Annotated in this window: 17 protein-coding genes; 8 read left to right on the top strand and 9 right to left on the bottom strand. The window is 59.6% G+C overall.

All coding sequences use genetic code 11. The features are described from left to right. Positions 1–16: 16 nt before the first annotated feature. The 3 genes from ABIG06_RS20655 (at position 17) to ABIG06_RS20645 (ending at position 2814) form a co-directional block, all read left to right on the top strand. On the top strand, positions 17–769 hold the full coding sequence (locus ABIG06_RS20655; RefSeq protein ID WP_124161164.1) for a class I SAM-dependent methyltransferase: 753 nt from the start codon (positions 17–19) through the stop codon (positions 767–769). A gap of 118 nt (positions 770–887) precedes the next feature. Then, a complete protein-coding gene (locus ABIG06_RS20650; RefSeq protein ID WP_124161163.1) occupies positions 888–1559 on the top strand; it encodes an acyltransferase in 672 nt (223 codons plus the stop codon). A gap of 172 nt (positions 1560–1731) precedes the next feature. After that, a complete protein-coding gene (locus ABIG06_RS20645) occupies positions 1732–2814 on the top strand; it encodes a glycosyltransferase family 4 protein (RefSeq protein WP_370138410.1) in 1083 nt (360 codons plus the stop codon). Positions 2815–2832: 18 nt separating this feature from the next. On the opposite strand, the gene ABIG06_RS20640 is transcribed toward ABIG06_RS20645, so the two are convergent. The 5 genes from ABIG06_RS20640 to ABIG06_RS20620 form a co-directional block, all read right to left on the bottom strand. Continuing rightward, a complete protein-coding gene (locus tag ABIG06_RS20640; RefSeq protein ID WP_370138409.1) occupies positions 2833–3228 on the bottom strand; it encodes a hypothetical protein in 396 nt (131 codons plus the stop codon). Beyond that, positions 3225–3947: a hypothetical protein gene (locus ABIG06_RS20635; protein ID WP_370138407.1), complete on the bottom strand. Its 723-nt coding sequence runs from the start codon at positions 3945–3947 to the stop codon at positions 3225–3227. The genes ABIG06_RS20640 and ABIG06_RS20635 overlap by 4 nt, the downstream gene beginning before the upstream one ends. 37 nt (positions 3948–3984) lie before the next feature. Continuing rightward, on the bottom strand, positions 3985–6204 hold the full coding sequence (locus tag ABIG06_RS20630) for a polysaccharide biosynthesis tyrosine autokinase (RefSeq protein WP_370138406.1): 2220 nt from the start codon (positions 6202–6204) through the stop codon (positions 3985–3987). Between the two features lie 224 nt (positions 6205–6428). Beyond that, positions 6429–7049: a hypothetical protein gene (locus tag ABIG06_RS20625; RefSeq protein ID WP_370138405.1), complete on the bottom strand. Its 621-nt coding sequence runs from the start codon at positions 7047–7049 to the stop codon at positions 6429–6431. A 96-nt stretch (positions 7050–7145) separates the two neighbouring features. Beyond that, complete coding sequence (locus ABIG06_RS20620) at positions 7146–8612, bottom strand: O-antigen ligase family protein (RefSeq protein WP_370138403.1); 1467 nt, start codon at positions 8610–8612, stop codon at positions 7146–7148. Positions 8613–9063: 451 nt separating this feature from the next. Here ABIG06_RS20620 and ABIG06_RS20615 point away from each other — a divergent pair, with 451 nt between their 5' ends. Then, positions 9064–10017, top strand: coding sequence for a glycosyltransferase family 2 protein (locus tag ABIG06_RS20615; protein ID WP_370138402.1), 954 nt, complete (start codon positions 9064–9066; stop codon positions 10015–10017). A gap of 49 nt (positions 10018–10066) precedes the next feature. Then, on the top strand, positions 10067–10924 hold the full coding sequence (locus tag ABIG06_RS20610) for an FkbM family methyltransferase (RefSeq protein WP_124161155.1): 858 nt from the start codon (positions 10067–10069) through the stop codon (positions 10922–10924). Positions 10925–11083: 159 nt separating this feature from the next. Here ABIG06_RS20610 and ABIG06_RS20605 read toward each other — a convergent pair. The 3 genes from ABIG06_RS20605 to ABIG06_RS20595 form a co-directional block, all read right to left on the bottom strand. Next, a protein-coding gene (locus tag ABIG06_RS20605; protein ID WP_370138401.1) for an IS630 family transposase occupies positions 11084–12032 on the bottom strand; the annotation gives its coding sequence in 2 pieces (ribosomal slippage) (positions 11084–11695 and positions 11697–12032; 948 coding nt in all). Positions 12033–12122: 90 nt separating this feature from the next. Further along, positions 12123–12749, bottom strand: a complete 627-nt coding sequence (locus ABIG06_RS20600; protein ID WP_370138400.1) for a hypothetical protein — start codon at positions 12747–12749, stop codon at positions 12123–12125. Between the two features lie 124 nt (positions 12750–12873). Then, on the bottom strand, positions 12874–14076 hold the full coding sequence (locus ABIG06_RS20595; RefSeq protein WP_124161154.1) for a polysaccharide biosynthesis/export family protein: 1203 nt from the start codon (positions 14074–14076) through the stop codon (positions 12874–12876). Positions 14077–14554: 478 nt separating this feature from the next. On the opposite strand from ABIG06_RS20595, the gene ABIG06_RS20590 reads away from it, so the two are divergent. From ABIG06_RS20590 to ABIG06_RS20580, 3 genes are all read left to right on the top strand, one after another. After that, positions 14555–14917 carry a hypothetical protein gene (locus ABIG06_RS20590; protein ID WP_424578380.1) on the top strand — a complete coding sequence of 121 codons (363 nt, stop codon included), beginning with the start codon at positions 14555–14557 and terminating at the stop codon, positions 14915–14917. Between the two features lie 76 nt (positions 14918–14993). Then, positions 14994–15269 carry a hypothetical protein gene (locus tag ABIG06_RS20585; protein ID WP_124161153.1) on the top strand — a complete coding sequence of 92 codons (276 nt, stop codon included), beginning with the start codon at positions 14994–14996 and terminating at the stop codon, positions 15267–15269. A gap of 462 nt (positions 15270–15731) precedes the next feature. Then, positions 15732–16679 carry a hypothetical protein gene (locus tag ABIG06_RS20580; RefSeq protein WP_370138398.1) on the top strand — a complete coding sequence of 316 codons (948 nt, stop codon included), beginning with the start codon at positions 15732–15734 and terminating at the stop codon, positions 16677–16679. A gap of 13 nt (positions 16680–16692) precedes the next feature. Here ABIG06_RS20580 and ABIG06_RS20575 read toward each other — a convergent pair whose 3' ends face one another. Continuing rightward, positions 16693–17319 (bottom strand): transglutaminase-like cysteine peptidase, encoded by a 627-nt coding sequence (locus ABIG06_RS20575; RefSeq protein ID WP_370138397.1) that lies wholly within the window; start codon positions 17317–17319, stop codon positions 16693–16695. Positions 17320–17339: the final 20 nt, after the last annotated feature.

Below are 17339 nucleotides of genomic sequence, written 5' to 3'. Positions count from 1 at the left end.
AGCGTCAGTGGGTCCCATGCATTCAACTTTCTTCCCGGAATTAGCTGCTGGCGGATTCTCCAGGATCGACGGCACGATTGCGTTTTACCAACGCGTGAACGCCCTCGCGACGCCGAGCACCAGAATGATCGATTTCGGCGCAGGCCGCGGCGCGATCCACGAAGACGCCAGCTCGGAGTACCGGCGCAATCTCTGCAATTTCAAGGGACGCGTTGCCCAAGTCATCGGATTGGACGTCGACGAAGCCGTCTTCACCAATCCGTCCCTGGACGAGGCGATGCTCCTGGATCCGACGGGACGTGCGCCACTGCCTGCCAATTGCGCCGACATCATCCTGTCGGATTGCACATTCGAGCATATTCCGGATCCGGCCCAAAGCACCGCCGAGATGGACAGGCTTCTGAAGCCCGGCGGCTGGATCTGCGCGCGAACCCCAAACAGGTACGGCTACATCGCATTAGCCAACCGCCTCATCCCGAGCGGAATAAGCCGCAGCATACTCAGCTCGGCACAACCCGAGCGCAAGGATGAGGACATCTTTCCGGCGGTCTATCGTTTGAATACGCCGGCTACGCTACGGAGGTATTTCCCACCCGCGCGTTTCGACCATTTTGTATATGCTTGGGATGCAGAGCCAGCCTACCACGCCAACAACCGCGGTCTTTACCGCGCGTTCCAACTCGTTCAGTCGCTTACGCCTCACGCCTTCAAGACCGTCTTGATGGTTTTCATCCGGAAGAAGCTCGACTGTCCGGCGGAAGCCGCCTAGCTGGTGCGCTGGTGAATTCGTGTCCTCGAGGCGATACGCTATCGAAATAAACCTTAAAGCCGAGATCTTGACCAAACCGCAGCACTTTCGGTTATTTTGGGTGGCGCGAGGAACGACTATGCTGAAGATTGCTATTCAAGTTTTATTTCTTTTCTTCCCCTGGAGAATCCGCCGGCTGGTCCTCAACGCGATCCCCGGTTTTTCGATCCATCGCGACGCGCGGATCGGTCTGTCCTTGATCCTCGCCGACGAATGCGTCCTGGAAGCGAAGACCTACATCGGTCATCTCAACTATATCGGCCGGCTTGATCGGTTGCAGATGGATGAAGATGCGGTCATCGGCAATCTGAACTGGATCGGTGGACTGTCAACTCGCCTGAATTCGCCGGCCTTCCGAAACAGAACGAAACGGCGTTCGGATCTTATTATGCGCAAGGCAAGTCTGGTGATGAGCCAGCATTACATTGATTGCACAGACCGGATCGAGTTTCGTCAGTTCTGCGGTCTGGCCGGATTCCGCAGCCAGTTGTTGACCCACGGGGTCAATCCAATGTCTGCCCGGCAAACATGCTCTCCAATCACGATAGGAGCCTACACGATGATCGGCACCGGCGTGATCATTCTGCAGGGCGTCACCATCCCGGACTATTGCGTTGTGGCTTCGGGCGCAGTTGTAACTCACGTCGCGCCCCAAGAATACTCGATGATCGGTGGCAATCCCGCGGTTCACCAGCGGGACATACCCAAGACCGCAAAGATTTTTCACCGAACCGCCTTCACAGTCACGTAGTGCTCGGACGCGGCTCGCAGGTGCGTCCCGGGCTCGCCCTGTGTGTCGCACACGGTGACCTGTTCTCTACCGTCCGGCTAGGGCGACATTGGGGATCCGTGCCGCTGCCTTGCCAAGAATGCGCTCGCCATCGATTATTCTTTTGCCGACATGCTGAAGGACCGACGACTCCGTGCCCGGTAAAATGATCGTTGTGGCGGGTCCACTTCCTCCGCCGGTTCATGGCGCTGCTCTCATCACCAAGCGGGCGGCCGACACTCTGCGCGCTGCTGGATTTCAACTCGCGTTCGGCGACACATCACCAGGCAATGCTCCCAATCGGTGGCGGCATCATTTCAATCGCGCACGAGCATACGCCCGATGCGGACGAGCTATTATTCGCCACTCCGAGGCCCCGACACTCTACCTTTCTCTGTCCGGCGGATATGGTCTGCTCTATGACCTCTTGATGGTCGCCCTCGCGCGGTGGTTGGGAAAGACGATCGCGTTCCATCATCACAGCTTTGCATACCTGACGAAGCGCAGCCCTATCTTGGCGTCCATCGTTCGCATGGCCGGCACCAACCAGCTTCATATTACGCTCTGTCCCAGGATGGCGACGACACTTTCGGAGCTGTATGGCAAGCATCTGAGGACGGTCGTCATCTCCAACCTAGCGTTTATCGATTTGCCCGCGGTCGAACTGCGGAACTGTGGCCGGAAATTCAGCTCGATCGGCTATCTATCGAACATCTCGTTCGAAAAGGGTATCGACCGATTTCTCGACCTGATGGCTCGACTGCGAGAGAGCGGATCCAGCCTGACGGCACGAATCGCTGGTCCCTGCTCCGATCTCGAAATCGAGCGCTACATCAAGCGTCGCGCGAGCGAGATCGGTGGAATAGAGTACGTGGGGCCCGTATACGATGACGCCAAGGTCCACTTTCTCTCCTCGATAGACGCTCTGATATTTCCGACGAGATACGTCAACGAAGCGCAGCCCGTGGTGATCTATGAGGCGCAGATGGCAGGCATCATCGTCGCTGCCTCCAGCCGCGGATGCATCGCCAACATGGTACCGGAAGAATTGCTGCTCGATCCGAGCGCGTCGGATCTCGACGGGATCGCGAAACAAATCCTCGCGTGGGAGAAGTCGGTCGCTGACTTTCAAACCGCCCTGAACGAGGCCGACCGTAATCGCGCAGGGCTGCTCGTTCAGCGCGAAGACGACGCGAGAAAGTTCGTGGACCTTTTCGCGGTCCCTGCGATCAGATGAGCAGAGCGCGCGGCAAGTTCATTTTTGAAATAGTGAATATCGAAAGGTCGACATCTTCATCGTTCCCAGAATCGTGTCGACGCGCTGATAGCCGTAGACGGTCGCATCCTTGCAGTGATCGCTATGGTAATAGCAGATCTTGACTCTGATCATTCGAGAGCAGTTGTTCTTGACGCTCACGATATGATCCATCAGCTCTCCGTTCTGGACATGCCCTTTGGCAGCCGCCTCAACATTGAGGCAGGGCCGATTGGCGCCGTCACGGATGACGGGCGATTCCGATGTGTCGGCGACGCCCTGCATCGTGAATTTTGACTTGGTGCTTTGGGCGTGAGCCGATGGAGCGTTCTGGATCAATGTCCAGGCCGGAGCCATGCAGATCAGCAGGACAAGCCGAAAGAGCGATCGAATCATTGCCGCCACATCCTTTCAGGCAGATCGACTCCCGGCACAGTGGCCTTCACGCCGTCATATGCCAGCCGCTTCGCAAAAGCTTCACGGGCGATCAGGCGAACGCCTGCGAGGCTCGCCAGCAATCTATCCCTCTGAGGCCAGCCGACTCCCGTCAGGTTGCGTGCCGCATCATCGGTGAACTCGCTTTCGACCATGCCGGCGAACTCGGCAACGACCTTTTGCTGCAGCTGTTCCCCAAGCAGTGGAAATACCGCAAGCGCCAACCTGTTGCGACGGAGCGCGATCCAGCCTTCGTATGGTCCAGCGGCGTACGACTGTTCGAGATAGCGAATATTTCCTGAGTCGAAGCCGTCGCGCTCGTTCCTCACCCAGTACAGCAACAGCCAAAGAAAAGCGTCGGCCGGATCGAGCATCAACGACGACTTCAGCTTGTTCTCCGCGGCCGCCAGTTTGCGATCCAGGTCCTGGGAACCCTTTCCCAGCATGGCCTCCTCGGCCGAGCGAAGCGCAATCAGCGCTCGGGCTCGTATCAGATTGGGGTAGGGAAGGCTCGATGGCGAGTCCGCGTCCATACGAACCGCAATCGAATCCACGGTTCCCGGCTTGAGCTGCTCACCGACCAAGATGTGCGTGGCCACGGAGCTGACCTGCAGATCGGCCCAGAACGATGGCAACACGATCAGTGACCAGGTTACTCCAACGATACCCGTCAGAAGCAATACGCCCCTGCAGCATCTCCGCCGGATCTCGCCCATGCTAATCGACGTAGCCGTAGCGGGCATAGTTCTTCTTGTAATAGTAACGGCTGTGATAGGACTCGTAGCGAGCAAGGCGCTTCGTATCTGCCTTGTTGAGAACGACGCCAAGCAGCTTGTCTTGGATTTCCTGAGAACCACGCAGATTGTGCCTGACGACATCCATCAGGGTCTTGCCCCACTCCACAACGAATATGTAGGAGTCGACGAACGTCGACGTCACGCGCACGTCCACTACCGGCGCCATCGGCGGCATGTCGAGCACGATGTAATCGAACTTGTCCCTCAGCTCGCTAATCAGGCCATGCATCATCTTGGATGCCAATATCTCATTCGTATGAAGAAGCTTGGAGGTCGTACCTGCAGCCAAGATCGAGAGCCCCGTCTGCGCATCAACCGTCAACGCTTGCACCAGTTTAGCCTTATGCGCGAGGATCTCGACCAAACCAGACTCCGCGTCAGGCGTCAGCGCGCGAGAGAGCGAGGGATTGCGGAGATCGCAATCGATCAGGAGGACGCGCGCACCGCCATGGGCCATCAATTGCGCCAGGTTGGCAGACAGCGTGCTTTTGCCTTCATTCGGAAGAGTCGACGTAACCGCCAGCACGCGGTTCTCTCGAACGATCGAGTTCAGATCGACTGCCACCTTCGTCGAGCGCACCGCTTCGGAGAAGCGCGAGAGAGGATGATCAACGACATAACGCAGCAATCTGGGCGTTGCGTCCTTGGTCGCAGCTGCGTTCACTGTCGGCAGCAGCGCTATGCAACTCGCGCCGAGCACCTCTTCGACCTGCTGTGTCGTCCTGAACACCCGGTCCATCATTTCACGCACGATCGCCAGGACGAAGCTCAGCACCAGACCGCCAAAAAGAGCCACCCCCAGTACGATAAGAGTCTTTGGATAGCTCTTGACCAGCGGTGTCGTTGCTGCACTGATCACGCGCGCTTCACTGATGGGGAACGATTGCTGCTGGACCGATTCCATGTAGCGCTGCAGGAAATTGTCGTACATCGCCTGATACGACTGCGCATTGCTATCGAGCTCGCGCAGCCGAACCTGCGCCTGATTGGTGAGCTGGGACTCCGAGACCACGGTGGCCAAACTAGCCTTGATGCTCTCCTCGCGCGTGACGGCGATATCATAGTCGCTCTTATAAGATTCCTGAATGCGCTTGAGCTCGTCGATCATGTTCCGCTTGATCTCGTCCATTTGGCGACGCAGATTCACCGCGGCAAGATGATCGTGGCCATACTTGGCGGCCCAGATCGCTTCCTTGGCGGCCATATCGACATACTGGCCGCGCAGCTTGACGATGGTCTCGTTCCGAAGAGCATCCGCCACCGCCGCGTCCGGGATTTCGCGCTTCAGAATATCGTTGATGCGGTCCAGCCGCGCCCTGGCCTCGGCCGTCGAGGCGTGCGCCCCAACCAGCTGGCTATTCACTTCGGCGAGCTGTTGCTCGTTCATCAAGCGCCCGCCGGTATCGACAATGTTGTTGGCTGTCTTGAAATCGACAACCGCCTTCTGTGCCGCGGATGCCTGAGCGCGCAACTCCTTGATGCGATCCTGCAACCAGACGCTGGCGCGACGCGTTGATTGGTACTTGGCTTCCAGTTGGTCAACAATGTAGGCGTCAGCGATCGCATTGGCGATCTGCGCCGCTTTCGCTGGATCACGCGAGGTGAAGCCGATCTCCATGACGTATGTGAGACCGAGACGCTTGATGGTACGATTGCTCTCAAAACGTTGCAGAGCTTTGCGTTGCAATCTGAACTCGGAACCGGCACGGCCACTGGAAAACAGATCGGAAAAGAAATTGCCGATCGACCCGATCAAGCTTCCGCCGTTGCCGAGGAACTCCGGATCTTCCGTCAGATGCAGGTCACGAATGACCGCCAAGCTGATGTTCTCGGACTTGAGAATTTCAACCTGCGTTTCCACCGACGCCGAGTCAGGGGCCACGTCACCGAGCATCGATTGCTGCTGGAACAATTGTACTTTGCGAGTGTCGATGACGATCGACGCCGTAGAGGTGAATTGCGGAGCTTCGGTAAAGAGATAGAGAAGCGCCAAGATCACAGAGGCGGATATGATCGCGACGATTGTTGGGAACTGATGCCGGATGACATCCAAATGCAGAGTCAGCGATTGAAACGGGGAGCCTTGAGTCTCGGCGAATTCGCGATTGATCTCTGAGGTGGACTTGTTCAGCTGCAACATCCGGTAAATCCTGAAATCAATCAATGCCCGTACTTGGGCCGACAAGCGCGCGGCGACGTGATTTCACGTGTCCGCAAATCACGCATAGTCATCGAAGCATGGGCGCACCACGTGCTTCACGGGCAGTATATCGTGCAAGTCATCGCGGAAGATCAAAGGCAGCGCGTGACACGCTGCCTTGGTTTATTTTCTCTAAGGGGATGCCGGCGCAAGAGGCCCGGACGTTATTGCGTCGGACTGACCGCAGGATAGGCGGTCGAGGGAGTCACTGAACCCGTATAAGTCGTCACACTGTTCGGGTAGTGCAGGCCACCAAAGCTCTGGGCACCGGAGCCGCTGCCACCAAAGGCAAATCCGAAGCCGGTCGTCGGGCCCCCACCACCGGAGCCACCACCCCCGGCACCGCCAGCCGCAGCGATTGCAACATCACCGGTTGCGGCCTGATAGGCAGCAATCACGTCCGGATTGTTCGTTCCGGCGACGGCGGCCTGAATCTCATTGGCAAACGCTTGATCGGTCTGTGCCGCCATGCGGGCGACCTGGGCAAGTCCAGCGACGATCGCGCGCAACTGGTCCTTCGATGTCGCCGGGTTCTTCAGCAGTTCGATCAGACCCGGCACTGTCGTCGGATCCGACGCTCCAAGGTCGCGGACGCGCGAAATCAACTGCGGACCGCCATCAGGATATTGCTGCAAAAGCGTTGCAGGAGATCCCTTGAAATCGGAAATGATCTGAGCCTGCAGTTGCCGGCTGGGCGGATAAACAGCCGCGCTGGCGGCGGAGGATATCGAGCTTGCGATCGCAATCACCACAGCGGCTCGAACCGTAAACCTGACAAGGTTCATAATTTCCTCAACAACTAGTTTGCCTTTATGGCCCGAACGAAACGATAGGAAAGTAGTCGAAACAGGCAGTCCTGTCCACCAATTCTAAAGGAATAGTTAAGGCCCAAGTACCTGGAAAGAGGGCTGTTTTGGCGATCCCGAAGTGAGAGCACGGGTCGACAGCGCATTTGTTGCAGCCCCTTTCGGCTCGACGCTCCCCTCGCCGGAGTGAAAGGATTGCGCCAGGCCGCCCCCGAAAAGCGCAAAGAAGGGGATGCTGTAACCCGGTATCTGCAACGTGAAATCGAGGCCGGAATGGAGCAACGCCAGCAGCGCAGTGCCGATGGCAGCCAGGGGAATCGAAGCGTCACGCTTGCGGCTGAACACCCCGCGTGCAAGCACCGTGAGCATGACCGCCCAACCGGCCGCCAGGAGGAGCGTCATCGGACTTCCGGCCTCCAAAGCGACCTCCAGAGGGGTCGAATGGGCTGCATTCCAGGTGCCGCGCATAGAAATATTCGGGCTGCGGAAGGCTGGAAAGGCCGACTGGAAAGTCCCCATCCCAGTACCGAACCAGGGGGTATCGGCGATGATGAGCAGCGAGGACTTCCACCCCTCAAGCCGGCCACTATCGGTCAGCCCCTGGCTATCGAAGCGGCCCACGACACGACCACCGAGCAATTCCAAGAGAACGAGAGCGACCAAGGCGGCGGCCGCAAAGGCCATCCAGACGCCGGTGCGCGGTCGAAGGTCCTTCCGGAGGAAGACGACAAAGACGAAGATCATGGAGAGGAGCGAAACAGCCACGCCCGCCCGCGAGCCAGTCATGAACATCGCCATGACGCAGATCAGGAGCGCGGCGAATTTCAGAGCTAGCGAAGCCTGAGGAATTTTAGCCAGATCGCGGGAGAGATTGCTCCATCTGAAGCGTCCTCCGGGAAGGTGGCGGCGCACGTCCGTAAGAAGCAGAAGCATCCAGATGACCGCACATGAGCCGAAATAGGCAGCGGCGGTATTGCGGTTGATGAACGTGCCGGTGACGCTGCTGAGATAGGCGGTCTTGTCGCGCCACAGAATCATGGTCGGTTCGATGAGGAACGAGAGGACGCCATATGCAGCGTAGAAGCTGCCTGAGAGCGCGATCACCAGCATTACCTGGCGTGCACGCCTCGCGTCGGCGCCAATCACGAGCCCCACCAGAATAGCCAAGATGTTTGCAAGTGGCGCCCCCACAGCAAAGAAAGCTTCGTACCTGACAATCGAGGCCGATGGCGCAACGGCTGTATCGAGCAGCGAGCCGAGCTGCTTCCAGATCGGATGATATGGCGCAATCCAGGGGCTGTCAGACAGCTGTTCGTGCAGCGCGAAGCCGTAAGCGGCGACAACGATGAGGATGCCTGCGATGATCCAGAGATGGGGACGACGCAGGGCGTTCGCTGGCGCAAATATCAGGGCAATTCCCAGACAAGCGCACCAGAAGGCAATGGCCAGATTGTTGGTCGACCCAAACGGGAACGGCGCACTCGCTACAACAAAGAACAGCACACAGCTGGATACGAGATCGGCCGACCAGCGAATGTTCATCGAAACACGGCCCATCGCTTTCGTCTGAGGCCCCCCAGTGGAGAATACATTAGAGCGGATGATCCCGCAGGCGTCCAGCAAGAGCCGCACTCGGAGGTGGATGATCCATTCTGAACCGTATCCCGCCTACAGAGGTTAATTTCCGGCGTCAACTCATCCGGGAGCACGGTTAAAGAGGGAGAACGTTCTGCCGGCCCTGCTCCGCAATGCGTCCCGATCCTGACGGCCTCGAGTTCGTTAACAGGACGGTTCGCCCCAAGCGCGGATCTCATCCGATGAAGGGGCTGGACGGTCCCAATTTCAATCGTCTACGCTGGATTTCCGCGACGTGGTCCGGTAGTGCTTCGCCCGCACCGCATCTCCAGGCTTGCGAAAGCCCACGTCGCCAATTGCCGGCAGACTGTTTCCGGGAGAATTCCTGCTTCCGATCGAACGTTTCCACGAAGTTCTTATGTCAGACGACCAGCGTTGCTGGCCGTCGCTCTGCGAGGGTAAATTGAATATTGACGTCATCTTAGCGACACGTGGCAGACCGGCGGACGTTCAAGTTCTTCTAGACCAGCTTCGACTTCAAGAACGCGCGCCTGATAGCGTCATGCTTGTGGGCGCTGAACCCAAGGATTTGCCCGGTGTTGCCGCCGTCCCTGATGATCTCAGCGTGCACCGACTGATTTCTCCTCGGCCGGGACTGACGTCGCAGAGAAACCACGGCATACAAACGGCTAGGAAGACAAGCACTCCCGAGGCCTGGCTTGCGAAGATCATTGTCTTCTTCGACGATGACTTCAGGCCTGCAACCGATTGGCTGCAGAAGTGCGAAGCGCTGTTTGCGGCAAGTCCACAGGTCGTCGCCGTTACGGGAGCGGTGATCATGGACGGGGCAAGAGGCAGCATCGCAATCACCGAGCAGCAGGCTTCGGATGCGCTGGCGCTGCCTCGGACGAACGATCAGATCGGAAGCAGCGAGTGGAAAGAAGGACTGTACGGGTGCAATATGGCCTTCAGAGCGACAGTCTTCGACCAATGTGCATTCGACGAGAATCTGCCGCTCTATGGCTGGCTCGAGGATACGGATTTTTCCGGACAGATCAGGAAGTTCTCGGACATCCATCGAGCTAAAAGCTTGATCGGTGTTCATCTCGGGTCAAAGTCTGGACGGGTCAGTGGCTACAAATATGGTTACTCGCAACTCGCCAATCCGCTCTACCTTGCGCGAAAAGGAACAATTACCCTCGGAAAATGCGCATACTTTTGGACACGAGCGCTCGCGTCCAACGCGCTGCGCTCGCTTCGCGAGCATCCGATGATCGACTATCGAGGCAGGCTTGCCGGAAACATGGCTGCAGTGGCCGATTTGATTGCCGGTTCAATTCATCCAACCAACATCTTGTCTTTCCGCCGCTAGAACGCATTGCGCGCTACGCTCATCACGACCGGGACACGAGTACCAAATCATGATTGACGATAACCTCATTTACGATCTCGGCGCCCATAAGGGTGAAGACACCGGGTTCTACCTCAAAAAGGGATTCAAGGTCGTTGCCATCGAAGCTGTACCGGAATTTTGTACCACACTTGGCCAGCAGTTTTCCCAGCAGGTTGCCACAGGGCAACTGAAGATTCTCAACCTGGCCGTCGCCAAGACGCCGGGGAATATCGACTTCTACGTCAACACGGAGCACTCGGTCTGGGGAACGGCAAATCTCGAGTGGGTCAAGCGAAACCAGATGCTGGGCGCAGCGAGCGTGCAACAGATAACGGTTAAAGCCGAGCGGCTGGCCGATATCATGCGCGACCACGGTATTCCCAGATATTGCAAGATCGATATCGAAGGAAACGATTTTGACGCGTTGTCATCGCTCGAGAACATTTCCGAACCCCCGCGATTCGTGTCGATCGAGTCCGAGAAGAAGAACTGGAATGATCTCGTAAGGGAGTTCGAACTGCTCAGGAGCCTGGGCTATTCCAAATACAAAATTGTAGATCAGAGCCTCGTCTCCCTGCAGGAGCCGCCTCAGCCGGCGACCGAAGGCTGTTTCCAGGCGCACAGATTCGAACAAGGCAGCAGCGGACTGTTCGGCAACGAATTGCCAGGGCGGTGGATGGACATGTTTGAAGCGCTTGAGGTCTACAAGGGGATCTTCCGCGGCTATGCGCTGGCGGGAGACGCAGGCATCTTCCAGGGGCGCAAGAGCCTATTCCGAATGCTTGGCGGGCTTCAGGCAGCGCTGGTGCGCGCGGCCGGGCGAAAGGATTACCGCTTCCCGGACTTTCCTCCGGCTGGTTGGTACGACACGCACGCAGCGCGATAGCGCGCCGAGAGCAGATCAGATCGGGAAAGCACCAGCCCATTTGCCGAGGCCGATTGCTCCTTGCCTGGTTCTGTTCGGATTCGCGGGCTCGGATTTCCGACAACCGTCAACCACAACGGTCGTTGTTCGCCTCGGCTGCCTTGCCTGGACTAGAGCGTTTCACTTTTTGATGGAAGCGTATCCAGCATTAGCGAAGTAGTTGCTGCATTCGCCGGGCAGAACGTTTCTGACCAGGTGGCCGATGTAGTCGCAGGCCTCGTCGATCGAGCGCTTCTGTGCGATGCGCATCCAGTGCTTGATCTTGGCGAAGACTTGCTCGATCGGGTTGAGGTCAGGTGAGTACGGCGGCAGGTACCATAGCCTTGCGCCGGCTTTCCGGATCATCTGCCGGACGGTTGGCGACTTGTGGCTACCAAGATTGTCCATGACGACGATGTCGCCCGGTTTGAGCACTTTGACGAGTTGCTGTTCGACGTAGGCGCGGAAGCTTTCGCCGTTGATCGGTCCGTCGAACACGCAAGGCGCGGTGAGCTGGTCGGCGCGTAGGGCACCGAGGAAGGTCAGGGTTCGCCAGTGACCGTGCGGTGCAAAGCCGCGCAACCGCTCGCCCTTGGATCCCCAGCCGCGCAGCGGGGCCATGCTGGTCTTGATCCAGGTCTCGTCAATGAACACCAGGCGGTTTGGATCGAGGCGATCCTGCAAGTTGCGCCAGCGTTGCCGTCGCCGCGCGACGTCGGCGCGGCCCTGCTCAAGGGCGAACAGTGTTTTTTTTGAAGCTGAGACCTTCGCGTCGCAGGAAGGTCCACACCGCCTGGTGCGAGACTTTCACGCCTCGCGCGGCAAGCTCGTCCTTCAGCCCGTGCAACGTGAGATGTGGCGTCTGCCTGATCCGCTCCACGATGAACGCTCGATGCGGCTCCAGAACCGGCTTGCGGTGACCGCCCACCTTGCCCGGCGCCACCGAACCCGTCGCGCGATAGCGCTGCCGCCACTTCACGACCGACGACACTGCAAGATCGAACCGGGCTGCCACAGCATGGCAACTCTCGCCCGATTCCACCGCCTTCACGGCTCGTTCCCGAAGATCATTCGAAAGAGGTCGGACCATCCGATGCTGGCCTCCGATCCAGCCAGCATCTTGAATCACAAACCGCCGCCCGACGGAATCCCTCCCGATTCAATTAATCGATGAACCGCACTAAAGAGAGCAATCGATTGAATAAATCCTAACATCCACATTCAGGCGGCTGTTTCGCGTCTGCGCGCGAAAGGCATAGAATGGCCCAAGACTATCGCTTCCGGAATCGAGTTTCATTCCGGGGGTCAATTCGTCGGGCGGGACCAGAAGACCAATGTGGCGATTGATGGCGGAGATCTCGATCCGCCCCTCGCCTTCCGCAAAATGCCCACCGAGCTGGGTCACGGTGACCTTCGGCAGACCGCGGCGTTGATGGCAGACCTCCTCCTCCCAGAGCTTGGTCTGTTTCACCAGCGGCTGGCCCGCGCCATCGGGAACGACGATATCGGGAAAAGACGGGCGCAGCATGCCGAAGAACCTGCTCTCCTTGGAGTTCGCCGAGAGACGGACGGTCAGGGACAGCTCGCCCTTGGCCCCCCTCAGGCGCGACAGGATCGGAGAATCAGGCTCGGCAGAGACCATCAAGTCTATGCGATGGCGGACGCCCAGCTCTGCGGCAGCGCCGAGAGCCGTCCCGACCGGTGCAAACCCGAAGGCGACAGGAACCAGTGCCAGAAGACGCCAGAATGCTCGAAAGCGCATGAAGCCCTTGCAACATTGCGGGGGGACTGATGACTGGCGCGCCATGCTCAGTGACGCCTTGATCCAAATCCCCAACTCGCAGCCCAGGCAGAACCAGTTCCATTGCTAAACGAAAATGGCACCGGGACAAAGGCCCGGTGCCATCGGTTCTGGGTCGATCAGGTGGCGCTTACGGCGCCAGCTTGATGTTGTTGCGGAAGATCAGGGCATCGTTGGAGAGGTTCACGGCATCGCTGCCGGTCGCCATGATCACGCGCAGATAGCTCAGGAACTTGGCAACCTCGACGTTGCGCGAGTTCGAGACGTAGATGATGTCCTGGTTCTTCATCATGACCTTGGTGGCGAGGAAGAAGCCGCCCGGATCGCGGAAGTTCACGTTGAAGATGACCGGGATCGTCTCTGACGTGTACTTGCTCACGTCGATGCCGAGTTGGGCAGCGACCTCGCGCGGCTCGCGGCGATAGAGATACACCGCGGCCGGATCCGCTTGGCCGTCCAACAGACCGCCGGCCTTGCCGACCGCTTCGCCGAGGTTGATGCGCCAGGCATCGAAGTTGAACTCGCCGCTCTGGCCGCTGGCGCCGAACGCCAGGAACTTCTGCTGTTCGCGATAGACGTAGATGCTGTCGTCCGGGCGAACATAGACGTTGTTTTCGGGCGCCATCACGAGATTTTCGAACGGCACGGTCGCCCGCTTGCCGCCGCGCTCCAGCATGACCCAGGTCTCGAAGCCCTGGCCCTTGATTCCGCCGGCACGGGTGATCGCGTCGAGCACGCGGTCCTTGGCGCCCGCCGCGCTGGCCGGATAACGCGCGGGCGAATTGACCTCGCCGAGCACGCTGATGAGCTGGGTGCGCTGTGAAGACATCGCCACGACCGCCTGCGGCTCGATGGCTCGGTTGCCGATCTTCTCGATGATCGAGCGCTGGATCTGGACCGCTGTAAGGCCCGCGGCTTTGACTTGACCGGCATAGGGCACCGTAATGAAGCCGTCATTGTCCACCGCCTGATCCGGGATGGTCACGAAGTTACCCGGACGAACGCCGGCTTCCGCCGGGATGAACAGACCGCCTGCCGCGGCTTCGAAGATGGTGACGCTGACGACGTCGCCGATGCCGAACACGATGCTGGCGGGCGGACGGCGATCGGTGAACACGCCCGCGAGCCCCTTGGGCTCATGGGTGTGCAGGATCTTTACGGTCGCCGGATTGAGCGGCACCAGCTCGTAGGCCGGCGCATTTTCAGTCTGGACCTTGTTGTTAACGTCGTCCGTCAGCGGGCCCGAACCGGGATTAGTCGAACATGCCGCGAGCGCCAAGGCGGCCACCAGAAGCGCAGGCTTCAAAACATAGGTTTTGGCGATAGATGACATGAATAGCGCCCGAGAGTCCCCAATTGACGTAGTTGGTACGGCCTAGGGGGTGGTGCGACAAGCGCTCCCGGTGGTTAACGGAGCGATCCGTTGGCTACTGTTGCCTTCAAGCCACTCTTTGGGGCTTGGTTTAACCCTTTGTGACTATTTGTTGTATTTCATGTGCCCGGCCGGCGGGCAAAATGCGCAACTTGAGGCCTAAAGCATGTTGGGCGCAGGCGTCGCCGCCCCTTGCTCCGGCCAAGCCCATTCAGGATAGGACTTCCGCGTGTCTGGCCTCCTTCTGATCCCGCTGTTGGCAGGCTCCCTCCTCGGCGCCGCTGGTCGGCCATGGAGCCCTGCCGCCCCCTGCCCTGGCCGCCCAGAATCGTCGTGCCGCGAAGCGCCACTTGTTGCGATCGCCCGACCGGACTCCTCCTCCGTCTGGAAACTCGCCCGGACCCAGGGGGCCAAGGACGGCGAGAGCTTCGCCGCCATCATGAAGACCGCGGATACGGCCCAGTCGGACCCGGACTTTGCCGGCCTGATCGTCCGCTGTGCGCCAAAGGGCAAGATCGACGTGATGGTGGCCTTGATCCGGCCCTTCCCGCCGCGGAGCCGCCCTAAGGTCACGATCGCTGCGACCGGCGGCGGCACCTTGACCTTCGACGCTCGCATGGCGGCCGCAGGCGCTACCGTGCTGCTACCGGACGAGGTCTCTGCCTTTGCCGCCGGCAAGTGGCAGACAGCGGCCTCGCTGTCCGTGGCGGTCAGCGAAGGCGACAGCGAGATCAGAGGCGTAGTAGTGCTGAACGGGCTGCGAGAGGCTTATCATTCGCTGCTGGCAAGTTGCAGCCAATAGGCCAAATTTAGCCATACAACTTAAGGGTCTTTTTAGGGAGGGGAACCTAGGGTCCGGAGCACGGAGAGTGTTTCGGATGATCGCGTTTTTGATTTTCAGCTTTCTCGTCGGTGCCGTGCTGGGCCAACGCTTTCGGGTCCTGGTGCTGCTGCCGTTGACCTTTGTCATGGTGCTCGCCGCCATCCCGGTCGGCTTGCTGATCGATCTCACCGTGCTCGAGAGCCTGAAAGGCATGGTGTTCGCAGCCATCGCCCTGCAGGGCGGCTATCTCTTCGGGTCCGGGGCCCGCTTTGGCCTTGCTGCCGCGCGTGCCGGGCGCGTATTCGCCCGCCCAGTCAAGTCCGTGCGCTGATGACGCCGGGCTGACGTTGCCATGAGTCTTTCGTAGGGCGCGCGAAAGCCAGCTTTGTCTGCCTCCAAAGACCTTTGCTTGAAAACGCACCGCTCGCTTGTATGGTGGCCTGACCGTTTCAGGATTCCCTTCGAGCGCCGTTTGTCCTTCGCTTATTTTACCCTCATCGTTTCCATCGTTTCCGCTTCCGCTCTCGAAATCGCCGGCGTCAAGTTCGGGGCACAGCTCGCGACGATGGCCGCAGCACTGAGCTTGCTGGCGGCCGCCTCGAGCACGCGCAAGGCCGGCTACGATCACTACGTTCGCGCGACCTCGGGGGGCCGGTGGATCCTGACCGCCATTCCGCTGTTCATCGCAGTCCAACTCGTCCCTCTTCCGCTGAGCTGGGCGCATCCGATCTGGGCCAGCGCTCACGACGTCCTCGGCGGTCTGCCGCTCGGGCCGATCACAGCCGATATCGGCTTGACGCTGAACGCGCTGCTGCTGGCGCTTCCGGCGATCTCGTTGCTCGGTGTCACCGTCCTAGTCGTGCGCAACCGCAGCCGTGCCCAGCTGATCCTCTTTGTGCTGAGTGGCGTAGCCGCGATTGCAGCCTTGATTTTCGACTTGCATCGGCTGTTTCCGGCGTTTGCTGCAGAGGTACCGCATGACCTCACTGCGACCTTGGCCGGCCTTGGCCTCATGCTCAATCTGGCGGTCATTCAGCTCGCCGCTGAACGGGCTGAAACGCATCGCTCGGTGCTGCGCTCGGTCGCGATCGGCCTTTGCGGCATGGTCGGAGCTTTGGTCAGCGCCGCTGCGGTCTTTGGGTTTTCCGGAACGAACAGCGCAATCGCAGCGGCTTTCGGCGTTGTGCTGATGCTGCTGATCCTCGTCATCCGCAGATTGGCCCTGTCACCATTGGCCGCGAGCGCATTGTCGGTGGCAGCCCTGGTCGGCGCCGCGATCGTGCTCACCTTCCTGTTCGAGAAGAGCTCCGGACCGGTCCTGATGCGGCTCGTCCCGGAAATGGGAGCCGAGACCAAGGCCGCCCTCGAGCGCATGTTGGCCGACACGCGCTGGTTCGGCGCTGGTGCCGGGACTTTTGCTGCGGTGGGCAGGATCTATCAGAGCGATGCCGGAGCAGTCTTGACCGCGCCCTCAGCGGCCATGGCCGTCTTTGCCGGGATGGGATGGATCGGCTTGGCTGCTATGATAGCGGTGAGCCTGATCGCTTTGGTCCGCCTGTTCTTCGGGGCTCTGCAGCGCGGACGCGACTCGTTCTTTCCCGCGGCAGCCGCGGCCTGCGTTCTGTTTGCGCTCGTGCAGAGCTTTGCGGGTCCAGGATTGCTTCGCCCGGCAGCAATCCTGTGTCTCGCGGTGATCGTGGGGCTGGGGCTGTCGCAGAGCGTCAGCCAATCCTCCCGATGAAGTCCGGCCGTTCTCACACGGCGCGATCGCCGAGGGAGGCCCAGTAGTTCGGGTTCTTGGGCGATTGAATGCGGACCCAGCGATAGGGCTTCTTCGACCAGGACATGATGTGGCCGGAGAGATTGTCCAGCACGAGATCGCCTGAGAAGGTCCGCACCACGACCACGAGATGATGCTCGCCCCAGGAGGTCACGACCTCGCTGAGCAGCACCGAACGCGCCGGGAAGCCCTTGGCGATCAGATCGTGGCGTTTTGTCACAGCGTAGTCGTTGCAGTCGCCGCTCGCGGGATGCAGTAGCCACTTTTCGCCGCGCAGTCCTTCCAGGTTGGGTTCGGGACGGATCGCGCTGTTGACCCGCTTGTTGACCTCTTGCATCTGCACCAGGCGTTGGGCCGTAAGCTTCAGGCGGCCGCCGCGGAAGACGATCTGTTGCGGCCGCGGTTTGCACTCGTCCTTGTACTTCAGGCAAAAGATGGTGAAAGCCATCGGCGCCAGCGTCGGCTGGTCGAACTTGATGTACTGGATGGCACCGCGCAGCCCCATGGGCGCGCCGACGAACGCGGCTTCCGCATTCTGCTGCACCCCCGCAGCAACGACGATTGCGGCCACGGCCGCCAGGAATTTCACGACTTTGCGCATGTTGCGCTCCCCGTTCTTGT

Source organism: Bradyrhizobium sp. USDA 326, from assembly GCF_049739485.1.
Taxonomy (GTDB): Bacteria; Pseudomonadota; Alphaproteobacteria; order Rhizobiales; family Xanthobacteraceae; genus Bradyrhizobium.
The sequence above is the reverse complement of the archived record's forward strand: the minus strand, read 5'-3'. Positions and strand labels throughout refer to the sequence as shown.